Annotated in this window: 12 protein-coding genes; 7 read left to right on the forward strand and 5 right to left on the reverse strand. The window is 50.6% G+C overall.

Annotated elements, in window-relative coordinates; all coding sequences use genetic code 11:
- The first annotated feature begins 102 nt into the window (after window positions 1–102).
- The 4 genes from HV314_RS18370 to HV314_RS18385 all read left to right on the forward strand — a co-directional run bounded on the left by HV314_RS18370 (window position 103) and on the right by HV314_RS18385 (window position 3,134).
- Window positions 103–684, forward strand: coding sequence for a TetR/AcrR family transcriptional regulator (locus tag HV314_RS18370; RefSeq protein WP_131347974.1), 582 nt, complete (start codon window positions 103–105; stop codon window positions 682–684).
- Window positions 684–1,052: an MmcQ/YjbR family DNA-binding protein gene (locus HV314_RS18375; protein WP_016152172.1), complete on the forward strand. Its 369-nt coding sequence runs from the start codon at window positions 684–686 to the stop codon at window positions 1,050–1,052. Before HV314_RS18370 ends, HV314_RS18375 begins: the two co-directional genes overlap by 1 nt.
- Before the next feature lie 119 nt (window positions 1,053–1,171).
- Window positions 1,172–1,825 (forward strand): oxygen-insensitive NAD(P)H nitroreductase, encoded by a 654-nt coding sequence (gene nfsB, locus HV314_RS18380; protein ID WP_181546400.1) that lies wholly within the window; start codon window positions 1,172–1,174, stop codon window positions 1,823–1,825.
- A 64-nt stretch (window positions 1,826–1,889) separates the two neighbouring features.
- On the forward strand, window positions 1,890–3,134 hold the full coding sequence (locus tag HV314_RS18385) for a mechanosensitive ion channel family protein (protein ID WP_016152170.1): 1,245 nt from the start codon (window positions 1,890–1,892) through the stop codon (window positions 3,132–3,134).
- Between the two features lie 3 nt (window positions 3,135–3,137).
- Here HV314_RS18385 and HV314_RS18390 read toward each other — a convergent pair whose 3' ends face one another.
- The 5 genes from HV314_RS18390 to pheP form a co-directional block, all read right to left on the reverse strand.
- Entirely contained in the window at window positions 3,138–4,118 is a 981-nt protein-coding gene (locus tag HV314_RS18390) for a LacI family DNA-binding transcriptional regulator (protein ID WP_016152169.1), read from the reverse strand.
- 77 nt (window positions 4,119–4,195) lie between these two features.
- Window positions 4,196–5,347 (reverse strand): Gfo/Idh/MocA family protein, encoded by a 1,152-nt coding sequence (locus HV314_RS18395; RefSeq protein WP_181546402.1) that lies wholly within the window; start codon window positions 5,345–5,347, stop codon window positions 4,196–4,198.
- On the reverse strand, window positions 5,344–6,372 hold the full coding sequence (locus HV314_RS18400; protein ID WP_181546404.1) for a sugar phosphate isomerase/epimerase family protein: 1,029 nt from the start codon (window positions 6,370–6,372) through the stop codon (window positions 5,344–5,346). Before HV314_RS18400 ends, HV314_RS18395 begins: the two co-directional genes overlap by 4 nt.
- Before the next feature lie 15 nt (window positions 6,373–6,387).
- Window positions 6,388–7,629: an MFS transporter gene (locus HV314_RS18405; protein WP_181546406.1), complete on the reverse strand. Its 1,242-nt coding sequence runs from the start codon at window positions 7,627–7,629 to the stop codon at window positions 6,388–6,390.
- 165 nt (window positions 7,630–7,794) lie between these two features.
- Window positions 7,795–9,189, reverse strand: a complete 1,395-nt coding sequence (gene pheP, locus HV314_RS18410) for a phenylalanine transporter (RefSeq protein ID WP_032931079.1) — start codon at window positions 9,187–9,189, stop codon at window positions 7,795–7,797.
- Window positions 9,190–9,435: 246 nt separating this feature from the next.
- Between pheP and HV314_RS18415 the strand changes: the two genes are divergently transcribed.
- The 3 genes from HV314_RS18415 to HV314_RS27430 all read left to right on the forward strand — a co-directional run bounded on the left by HV314_RS18415 (window position 9,436) and on the right by HV314_RS27430 (window position 11,807).
- Window positions 9,436–10,611: a DnaJ family molecular chaperone gene (locus tag HV314_RS18415; protein ID WP_016152164.1), complete on the forward strand. Its 1,176-nt coding sequence runs from the start codon at window positions 9,436–9,438 to the stop codon at window positions 10,609–10,611.
- Between the two features lie 617 nt (window positions 10,612–11,228).
- Window positions 11,229–11,612, forward strand: coding sequence for a hypothetical protein (locus tag HV314_RS18420; RefSeq protein WP_239006931.1), 384 nt, complete (start codon window positions 11,229–11,231; stop codon window positions 11,610–11,612).
- A gap of 12 nt (window positions 11,613–11,624) precedes the next feature.
- The gene (locus tag HV314_RS27430) at window positions 11,625–11,807 is read left to right on the forward strand and encodes a LuxR C-terminal-related transcriptional regulator (protein WP_326928856.1); all 183 of its coding nucleotides are present in this window, start codon (window positions 11,625–11,627) and stop codon (window positions 11,805–11,807) included.
- Window positions 11,808–11,989 lie beyond the last annotated feature (182 nt).

The following is an 11,989-nucleotide window of genomic DNA, read 5'->3' on the forward strand; positions in this document are numbered from 1 at the left end:
AGTTCGCCGTCAAGATGATTTTCAATCTTTGACATTCGCCGTTGCGGTGCTGCAAAGGCCGTGATTCAATCATGTTTTTTACAGACTTAAGGGTAAAGTGTAGTGGCTCGTCCGAAGAGTGAAGACAAAAAACTGGCATTACTGGAAGCTGCAACCACAGCATTTGCACAATCAGGCATTGCGGCATCTACCGCCGTGATAGCCCGCAATGCAGGGGTTGCGGAGGGGACGTTGTTTCGCTATTTCGCGACCAAAGATGATTTGATCAACGAGCTTTACCTCTTTTTGAAGCAAGACCTTTGTCAGTCGATGATGGCAAATTTGGATCGATCGGTGACCGATGCCAAAACCATGACTCACTACATCTGGAACAGCTACATTAGCTGGGGCCTGAACCATACCTGCGGGCATCGCACGATTCGCCAGTTGGCCGTCAGCGAGAAAATCAGCAAAGAAACGGAACAGCGGGCTGACGATATGTTCCCGGAACTGCGCGATCTTTGTCATCGCTCCGTACGACCTGAGTTTATGTCTGATGAGTATCGCGCCTTTGGCGACGCGCTATTTCTTTCTCTGGCAGAGACCACCATGGAGTTCGCCGCCCGCGACGCGGCTCGCGCAAAAGAATATATTTCGATGGGATTTGAGGCGATGTGGCGCGCACTCACCCGTGAGGAAAAATAATGGACGGCCAGACCTTACATGCCTGTGCAAAGCGCCTTGCGCTCGAACTGCCTTTTACCGAGCACTGCTGGCCATTCGGCCCGGAATACGATGTCTTCAAAGTCGGCGGCAAAATTTTTATGCTGGTCTCAGAGCTTCGCGGACGCCCGCTGGTTAACCTGAAAGCCGATCCGCAAAAGTCACTGTTAAACCAGCAGATCTACCCCAGCATTGAACCCGGCTATCACATGAATAAAAAGCACTGGATATCGGTCTACCCAGGCGACGACATTACCGAGTCATTACTGACGGAGTTGGTAAATGATTCATGGCATCGCGTCGTAGACGGCCTGGCGAAGCGGGATCAAAAACGCCTGCGTCCAGGTTGATTTATCGTTAACTCCGATAAGTGTTTTTGCATTTTCCTGTCTTATCTTTTTCTTGCTAACCCTGTACCCTGCTGAAACAAAACGCACCCGCAGGGTATAAAAAATCACCAGGAGTAGTTATGGATATTGTTTCTGTCGCCTTAAAACGTTACTCCACTAAGGCATTCGATCCGAATAAAAAACTGACCGCTGAGCAGGCCGAAAAATTAAAAATGCTGCTGCAGTTTAGTCCGTCCAGCACCAACTCTCAGCCGTGGCACTTTATCGTTGCCAGCACTGACGAAGGTAAAGCGCGCGTGGCGAAATCCGCAGCCGGCGGTTTTGTATTCAACGAACGTAAAATGCTGGATGCTTCCCACGTCGTGGTGTTCTGCGCCAAAACGGCGATGGACGATGCCTGGCTGGAGCGCGTGGTGGATCAAGAAGAGCGCGATGGCCGTTTCGCCACCCCTGAAGCCAAAGCCGCAAACCACAAAGGCCGTACCTTCTTTGCCGACATGCATCGCAAAGAGCTGAAAGATGACAACCACTGGATGGCAAAACAGGTGTATCTGAACGTCGGTAACTTCCTGCTGGGCGTGGCGGCGATGGGTCTGGATGCGGTGCCGATCGAAGGCTTCGATGCGGCGGTGATGGATGCAGAATTTGGCCTGAAAGAAAAAGGATTCACCAGCGTAGTTGTGGTCCCGGTGGGTCATCACAGCGTAGAAGATTTCAACGCCGCGCTGCCAAAATCTCGTCTGCCGCTGGAAACAACACTGACGGAAGTTTAATCCCCGCATTTGCATAAGCTCTACACAGCGGTCATCATAGACCGCTGTTTATTAAGGAGACGTTATGCAGGAATTGATATCTCAGGTAGAAGAACTCGGCATTGAAATAAATCACACCACCTCACTGGTGATGATTTTTGGCATTATTTTTATCACCGCCATTATTGTTCACGTTATTTTGCACTGGGTGGTATTACGCGCATTTGAAAAGCGCGCCAACGCCAGCTCCCGCCTGTGGCTACAAATCATCACGCAGAACAAGTTATTTCACCGGCTGGCATTCACCCTGCAGGGTATCATTGTCAATATACAGGCCGCACTCTGGTTACAGAAAGGCAGTGAAGCAGCAGAAATATTAGTAACCTGCGCACAGCTGTGGATCATGATGTACGCCCTGTTGTCCTTGTTTTCCCTGCTGGACGTCATTCTCAATCTGTCGCAAAAATTCCCTGCCGCATCGCAATTGCCGCTAAAAGGCATATTTCAGGGCATCAAGCTCATCAGCGCTATTGTCGTCGGAATATTGATGATTTCCCTGCTGATTGGTCAGTCACCGGCAATATTGATAAGCGGTCTGGGTGCCATGGCCGCCGTGTTAATGCTGGTGTTTAAAGATCCGATCCTCGGGCTGGTGGCCGGAATACAGCTTTCAGCCAACGATATGTTGAAGTTGGGTGACTGGCTGGAAATGCCTAAATACGGCGCAGATGGCGCGGTGATTGATATTGGCTTAACCACCGTAAAAGTGCGCAACTGGGATAACACCATCACCACTATCCCAACCTGGTCACTGGTATCGGACTCTTTTAAAAACTGGAGTGGGATGTCGGCTTCCGGTGGGAGACGCATTAAACGCAGCATCAGCATTGATGCTACCAGCATTCATTTTCTTGATGAGGATGAGCGTCAGCGGCTGCATAAAGCGCACCTGCTGAAACCGTATTTGACCACGCGCCATCAGGAAATTGACGAGTGGAATCAGCAGTTAGATGCGCCTGAATCGGTATTAAACCACCGTCGGATGACGAATATTGGCACCTTCCGCGCCTATCTGAACGAGTATTTGCGTCATCATCCGCGGATTCGCAAAGATATGACGTTAATGGTGCGCCAGCTTGCGCCAGACGATCACGGCTTACCGATCGAAATTTATGCCTTTACCAATACGGTGGTCTGGCTGGAATATGAAAGTATTCAGGCTGATATTTTCGACCATATATTCGCCGTGATCGAAGAATTTGGCTTGCGCATTCATCAGTCACCCACCGGAAATGATATTCGCGCGCTGTCAGGCGCGTTTCAACGCTAACGCTCAGGTACTGGCGCGTGAAATATAGCGCCAGTCCATCATCACCCTTTCCGTCTGCGCGTCAGGATTTTCTATTTTATTCAGCAGCAATCCTACCGCTTTGCGGCCTATATCCCGCGAGGGCTGCTCAATGGTCGAAAGCTGTGGGGAAACCATTTCTGCCAGTTCCGTACCGTCGAATCCCACGACGGCGATATCCTGCGGGATCTGTAATCCGGCATTGAGAATAGCACGCATCGCGCCAGCGGCCAGCGTGTCCGATACGGCAAACACCGCGTCGGGTTTCACCTCTGCGGCAAGCAATGTTTTCATCGCCGCAATTCCTGCGCTGGAACTTAATTCGCTGGCGTATTCTACGGCCTGATACTCAAGCGACAGCGCATGCAGCGCCGCTTTATAGCCACGTTCGCGCAACCGGGCGTATTTATAACTCAGATCATGATTGATTAGCGCAATGCGTCGATAGCCCTTTTCCACCAGGTGAGATATTACAGACTGCGCAGCGTCAACATCGTTAATCCCTACGCAGGAAACCGCGCCTTTATCAGCATATTCCGCGCACTGAACCCAGGGAGCGTCGCCAATCAGCGTGGTCAGTTCCGGTAATTTTGAGAATGCATCCATGGTGATAATGCCATCAACGATTTTCCCCGACAGCAGCTTTAGCGCCGATTTTGAGCGGGCGGTATCCGAGCCGGAATTACACAGCAAAATGCGATAGCCATTCTTTTCCGCCTCTTCTTCAATGCCTTTAACAACCTCTGCACAAAAAGGGTTGGCAATGTTGGAAACCATCACCAGAATCATCGAACTGCGTGCCGTACGCAGCTGACGAGCCAGCAGGTTGGGCTGATAATTGCTTTCTTTAATAGCCTGTAGCACGCGCTCGCGATTTTTGGCTTTGACGGTATCACTGTGATTCAGCACACGCGATACCGTCGCCACCGACACACCGGCAAGCTGGGCGATTTTTTGAATAGACATAACGACGACAAGTCCTGCGGTTTAGGCTTTACGTTGAGGCTACCATAAAATCACTGCCCGGCGAACCGGGTGCGTGTTTAGCGCTGCACTGATACCCAGCGCTGCTGCTGATGGCTTTTTATAATCGCATCAATGATATACATCACATCCGCACCATCAGAAAATGACGCAAATCGACGCTCCGCCGTCGCGGGCATTTTGCCAGCCTGCACCGCCTGATAGAACTGTTGCATCATATTCTTGAACGCATCCGGCCAGCCCTCAATATGCCCACCCGGAAAGTGCGCACTGGCAGCAACATCCGCATTCATCAATCCTGGGTCATCGGTCAGGATCTGGTTCGCCTGCTGACGGTGCCCGATCCAAAGCTGTTGCGGCGTTTCCTGATCCCAGTGCAGTGAACTCTGGCTACCGTTAATTTCAAAGCTCAGGTGATTCTTGCGCCCGGCACTCACCTGTGAAACGCTAAAGCAGCCTTTGCTACCATCGTCAAAACGTACCAGCACCGATCCACAATCTTCCGTCGTCACCGCTTTATCCTCAAATTGCAGGTCAGCCGTTTGCTGGCCAAACGTAGCGTTACTGGCGATGCTGGCTTTTCGTACCGGCCAGACGATAGCCAGATCGGCCATCACCTCGACAATACGTTTTCCAGTGACGAATTGCACCGTGTCACACCAGTGGGAACCGATATCCGCAACCGCCCGTGAGTTGCCGCCCTGTTTGGCATCGACCCGCCAGTTGTAGTCAGTCTCCAGCAGCATCCAGTCCTGCAAATAGCTCCCCTGGACGGCAAACAGACGCCCCACGCTACCGCGCCTGACCATGCTGGCAGCCTGTTGTACCATCGCAAACTGACGATAGACAAAGCTCACGCCGTGCACCACTCCTACCAGCTCCGCCAGCGTTTCCAGTTCACGAGCCTCATCAGGCGTCATACACAGCGGCTTTTCTGAAAACACGTGCAGACCCGCGCGTAAAATCTGCCGATTGATGTCGGCATGCAGATGATTCGGCGTACAGTTATGCACCACCTGCAGTCCGGGATGCGCCAGCAGCGCCTCAACGCTGCCGTACGCCTGAGGAATATGAAGAGCATCTGCACGTTCCTGAGCAACCGCCAGCGAGCTATCACAGAGCGCCACCACGTTCACACCGCCGAGTCGACGCAACGCCTCGATATGTGCAGGCCCAATAAAACCGCTGCCAATAATGCCAACCTGTATCATTTGCGTACCTCATCGCCAGCGGCGAAATCATCAAATGCGCGTGAAGAAACCGGAATAATGTGGCGGCGTATAAAATCGCTCCCCTCACGCGCCCCGGTTTGCGCGTCTTTCAGGCAACACTCCCATTCCAGTACCGCCCAGCCAGGGAAATCATATTGTGTGAGCTTGCTGAAGATGGTTTTGAAATCGACCTGACCGTCCCCCAGGGAACGGAAACGCCCAGCGCGATCGAGCCACGGCTGATAACCGCCATAGACACCACTGCGGCTACTGGCGTGGTACTCAGCGTCCTTGACGTGAAACGCTTTAATGCGCGAGTGGTAAACATCGATAAACCCAAGGTAATCCATCTGCTGCAATAACAGATGGCTCGGGTCATAGAGAATGTTGCAGCGAGGATGATGATTAACCAGCGCCAGAAAGCGCTCAAACGTTACGCCATCGTGCAGATCTTCACCGGGATGGATCTCAAAGCAAACATCCACCCCATGATGATCAAAGCGATCGAGAATGGGCCTCCAGCGGCGCGCCAGCTCCAGAAAAGCCTCTTCAAAGCGCTGACGGTTATGCGGTGGCCACGGATAAAAGAAGGGCCAGGCGAGCGAACCTGAAAACGTAGCATGCGCCGTCAGCCCCAGCCTTTGCGAAGCCGCAGCGGCCTGGTGGAGGGTTTCGATGGCCCACGCCTGCCTGGCCTGCGGATTAGCGCGTACAGATGGCAGAGCAAATCCGTCAAAAGCGTCATCGTAAGCCGGATGGACGGCAACCAGTTGGCCTTCAAGATGGGTAGATAGTTCGCTAATCACCAGCCCATGCCCGGCCAGCATCCCACGAATATCATCACAATAGGCCTGACTTATGGCTGCTTGTTCGACATCAAACAAAGACTTGTGATTACACGGGATTTGTAATGCCTTATAGCCCAGCTCCGCCGCCCACTTTGCCACGCCTTCCAGGGTGTTAAATGGGGGACGATCCCCGATAAATTGCGCCAGAAAAATGCCAGGCCCCTTGATGGTTTTCATAACCCCTCCTGAAAATTACGCCTGCTCTTTGTCGTCATACTTGAAAGAGAAAAGGAAAATCACGGCAATCACTGCGGCAGCCACTGCCGGAATCCACCAGAATGTGGTCCACGCCTGAGGCACCGTTTGTCCCGCCACCAGACGGTTGTAAAGTGCGCCTGAAATTTGCGAACCAAGCAGCATACCGATCCCATAGGTAAACATAACGATCATGCTTTGCGCCTGGCCTTTTACTTTCTCCCCGGCAATACGATCGGTGTAAATAAAGCCGACCACGAAGAAGAAGTCGTAGCACACGCCGTGCAGCAGAATGCCGAGATACAGCAGGAATCGGCCCTCTTCGCTGATGCCGAGGGCAAAGAATGCGTAGCGCACAAACCAGGCGCACATCCCGATTAACAACATGTATTTCACGCCCAGACGTCTGAACAGGAACGGGATCACCAGCATGAAGAAAATTTCAGACATCTGACCAAACGACATCGCCGTACTGACATCGCCAACGCCCGCATCAGCCAGAAACGACGCGGTATATGCGTAATAGGTTCCCAACGGTACAGAAATAAGCATCGCGCAGAGCGAGAAGACAAAAAAATGACGAACCTTGAGTAAGGCGAAAGCATCCGCACAAAACAGATCGCGCACTTTTACCGGCAGTCCTTTCGCTGGTGCGGGCGTGTTGGGCAACGTCAGGCTGTAGAGCGCCAGAATCACAGAAATAACCGCCGCCAGCGTAAAGATGCCGGTAGTATCCGAGATTCCGGTTACGCCGATAAAAATCCCCGCGACAATCCAGCCAATGGTGCCAAACACCCGCACCACCGGGAAAGTTTTGTCTTTATCCGACAGGCTATGAAAAGCAATGTTGTTGGTAAGCGCCAGCGTTGGCATGTAGCACAACGTGTAGCCAAACAGCAGACCAATCAACAGCGCACCGTTTTGCGCCACCAATGCCTGCGGAACAAACCAGAGGATCGCCGCGCCTGCAAGGTGCATCACCGCCATCACCTTTTGCGAGGCAAAGAAGCGGTCTACCAGCATCCCTAAGACGAACGGCGACAGAATAGAAGCAATGGGCCCGGCTGAAAACGCATCGCCAATCAGCAGCGACATGTTGTGCTGGCTCATCACCAGCCCCAGCGTGACGGACCAACTTCCCCAGATAAAGAACTGTAAGAACATCATTAGCGACAGCCGGGGTACCAGCAGCCGGTACTGTACGCTCTGTTTTCCACTACTTTCGGTTGTTGACACCATTTTTTGCCTCACCTTTAAAAAGTAATCGATTACAAAATAGATTCAATAGAAAAGTAATCGATTACAAAATAAAGATCCTGCCAGCAAAGGCAAAATTGCGAGAGCGGTCACGATAAACATTGAGAGAAGATCCGATCCCATCCTGACGATGGGATCGGTAGAAACTTAGCGGGACTTACGACACAGCAGTTTGAAGGCAACGAACAGGAACAGGATCCACACCGGCAGGAGGATAGCTGACAGGCGCATATCGTCCATCGTACACATCAGCACCAGAATCATGCCAAGGAAAGCAATACACAGGTAGTTCCCTGCCGGGTACAGCAGCGCTTTGAACTGCGTGTCACGTCCCTTACGACGCATCGCCGCCCGGAATCGCAGATGGGCCAGGCAGATCATAATCCAGTTCAACAACAGCGTCGCCACAACCAGCGCCATCAGCAGGCTAAAGGCCTTTTGTGGCAGGACATAGTTGATCAGTACGACCAGAGACGTAATAGCACCGGAGAGGATCAGTGAATTCACCGGTACACCGCGACGGCTGACGCGGGTTAAGAACTTCGGCGCGTTCCCCTGGACAGAGAGACCAAACAGCATACGGCTGTTAGAGTAGACGCCACTGTTATACACCGACAGCGAAGCCACCAGAATGACAAAGTTCAGCGCTGAAGCCACCACGTTGCTATCAAGATTATGGAAGATCATCACAAACGGGCTGCTGTTGGATTTCACTTCCACCCACGGGTACAGCGCCAGCAGCACCACCAGAGAACCGATGTAAAACAGCAGAATACGGTACACCACCTGGTTTACAGCCTTTGGAATGCTTTTCTGCGGATCCTGCGCTTCTGCGGCAGTAATCCCGATAAGCTCAAGTCCGCCAAAGGAGAACATAATCACCGCCAGCGACAGGATCAACCCGTTCCAGCCGGTGGCAAAAAAGCCGTTGTAACGCCACAGGTTATCAATGCTGGCATGTTCCCCGCCGTGACCGGAAAACAGCATCCACACGCCAAAACCAATCATGCCGATAATGGCCAGCACTTTAATCAGCGCAAACCAGAATTCCGTTTCGCCATACAGACGTACGTTGACCAGGTTAACCGCGTTGATGATCACGAAGAATGCCGCGGCCCAAATCCAGGTCGGGACATCGGGCAGCCAGTACTGCATGTAGATCCCAGCCGCGGTCAGTTCCGCCATGCCAACCAGCACAAACATCACCCAGTAGTTCCAGCCGGACAGAAATCCCGCGAACGGTCCCCAGTATTTATAGGCAAAATGGGCAAACGATCCGGAAACGGGTTCTTCCACCACCATTTCGCCCAGTTGACGCATAATCAAAAAAGCGATGATCCCGGCAACGCCGTAACCCAGTAACACCGCAGGTCCCGCCATCTGAATAGCCGGGCCAATGCCCAAAAACAGGCCGGTACCAATTGCGCCGCCCAGCGCAATTAATTGAATATGGCGGTTTTGCAACCCCCGCTGAAGCGTCGGCTCATTCGTTGACGCGGCATCAGACACGCTGGTGTCAGATGCAGTTGACGCGTTTTTCACGCCCTTCCCCTGTGTCGTTTTTATTGAAGGGGCTTCTTTTAACATTTCAACCTGGTTGTCGCAAGGCGCAATAAGGACCCGCTGTGCCCGTGGCATTGCGTTTGTTCATAATTACAGTGAATTATTCTGGACGAAAAGGCATCGCAGGCCACAGAATGCGCTTTACTGTTTTTCTAACATTTTCAAACGGGTGAACCCGCTGTGTTTCAGCCACTCGTTTTTGAGCCAGGCCAGGCAACGACTGTCATGAATAAGATCATCAAACGACTGGAAATCGTCAAAAGCGCTATTGAACTGGAAGATGAGGAGATTATTTTCCAGCAGGTAGATCATCTGAAAAATGAGCCTATGTCAGTCTTGCCTGGCGCCATCGTTCAGGCGCTCGAAGCACGGCGCTTTAGTGACGCCCTACGTGAAATCACGGCCTGGCTGCAATCTCAACGGGCAGTCTCAACGTGGCAGGATCCTGCCATTGCCGCCAGTAAACTGGAACTAAAAGCGCTCGAAACACAGCTGCGTGACCTGATCGATAAGCGCAACACGCGCATTCAAATCCTCGATGATTTCAACGATCTGTATCATCTTCGCCTTGGGCCTCTGATGAGCCGGATCCTCGAGTTGCGTAAACAGCTCGCCGCCAGCGCCCAGCGCAAACAGGAAGCGGAGCGAAAACGCCGGGAACAAGACTATCAATCCTGCCAGCACTATATTTCCCAGGCCGTTGATCAACTGGCCAGGCTTAAGCAGCTCTGGATGAACCAGAATTCAGATTCGCGCGAATCGGTGGAAACACGTCAACGAATTCAGCAACAAACGGAGCTTATTACCGCCCTGCTGGCGGAGATTCGTGAGCTGGAAAACGACTTTTCTCGCCAGGACGACAGCGCAGCCCGTCAGGCACAGGAAGAAGCCAGCCATGAATATGATGAATATCAGGAGCAGCAGCAGGATGCGCAACATCGTTTTAGCCGGGACCAACGACTTTCTTCTGAAGAGCGTAATGAGTTAAAACGCCTGTGGCGTCAGGCCAGCCGTCTTTGTCATCCGGACGTAGTGGCAGACGATCTGAAAGAGAAAGCGCATCAGATGATGGTGCAGCTTAACCAGGCGCGCCAGAATGCCGACCTTGCTGCCGTTCGGGCGCTACTGACTCAATTGCAAAGCGGCCTCGAACCGATGATGGCGAGTGACCGATTGAACGATCTGCAGCATTTACGCAGCAAAATACAGCAGCTCAGAGAACAAATTAACGCACTGCTCAAAGAGATTACCGAACTGGAAGCTGAGAACGCCTGGCGCCTTGCCACCTCCGTGACGGATAAAGAGGCTTACTTCTCCGATCAACAACGGGCGCTTACGGAAATCCGCAATACGCTGGAACAACAGGTGCAACAGGTTGAGCAGGAGCTGTTGGCGGGCTAAGCGCTATCAGCGATAGCGAGCAGAAAATATAACATCTTCAAGCGAGATCTGAAGATTAAGCACCAAATGATAAAAATAGCACAAAATGCTTAGTTATTAAGATAAGTCAGAGTTATCAACTTAAATACTCGAATTTTAGGTCGATAACTGCAAATAAGACAATATTTCTCTCTCCCACCGCTCTCCCTCTCTCTTTATCCTGGCCTTGATTAAGAATTCTCCTACCTGCCAATAGTCCCATTAAGAAGAATGATTATCTGTTTGAAATATAAGATTTTTCATATAAATCCCCTCCAGTACAAATAGGAATACCCTGTCTTTATAGAAATGGCTGAAACATTATTTACGTGATCCATAAGCGAAATCTATCAATCATTTACTCAGAGCTGAAATAAACGATTTATCTTAAATTTTAACAAAGTGTAATATCTACTTTAAGAATAGTTAATGATTCAAATTAATACAGAAAATATCTGTTGAATCTGCAATAAATAAGGATGCGTTCACACCAAAGAACGTCATACGAGATTTAATTAACATTTCATGCGTCGCAAGAAACTCTTTTTTAGCCTAAAAAAAGAGGCGACCGCCTGCACCAAAATTTCAAGGAGATCGTTATGTCTAAGGCTATTTTTTTGGGTGAATCAATTTATCCCTGGCTAGGCATGCGTGAAATTCTACGAGGTTCATCATTATATATTGATATCGCGTACTACTCCTCTCAGACGCTTTCTGCCGTCAACATAATCCCTTATGAAATGGATTGCATCATTATTAATCCTGACAACTCAGATTTTTTAAAATATGCCAGGATTATCCGCAACATGGCTTTACGCCCTGCCACAAAAATTATTGTTTTGGCAGATGAAGCTACTTTTTCTATTTTTCAAACCGTTTGCGGGAAAAACATGCTGTTCCTCGATCAAGACGCCAGCCTTGATCGGTTACTGCATGCCGTGACGTGCATATCAAAAAACAAAAAACCAATTAATATCAAATAAATAAATAACAAAATCACAGCAAACGAATTTAACGTAATGATGATGCTTGCCCGGGGTTGGTCATTGACTCAAATCGCTGGGGCATCACATAAAAGTGAAAAAACCATCGGGGCGTACAAAAGCAACATTGCCAGAAAACTCGGGAAAAATAACTCCCGGCTCAAGTACACCATTTCTCACTATAGCCAGCCGTAACTGACTTATTTAAGGACAATTATCACGGTTATTATTTAAAAGATTTCCTTTCGGCTCACTTTTTAATTCCGCATCGCACGGAAGGGAATCCTATTTCCAAAAATCTATTACCGGGTAGCACATCCGCGTGCCAACCATAGCCAACAACTCAATGTATTAACAATACACATAACAGGAATGTA

It is taken from the genome of Citrobacter sp. RHBSTW-00887, assembly GCF_013728095.1.
Classification (GTDB): Bacteria; Pseudomonadota; Gammaproteobacteria; order Enterobacterales; family Enterobacteriaceae; genus Citrobacter; species Citrobacter braakii.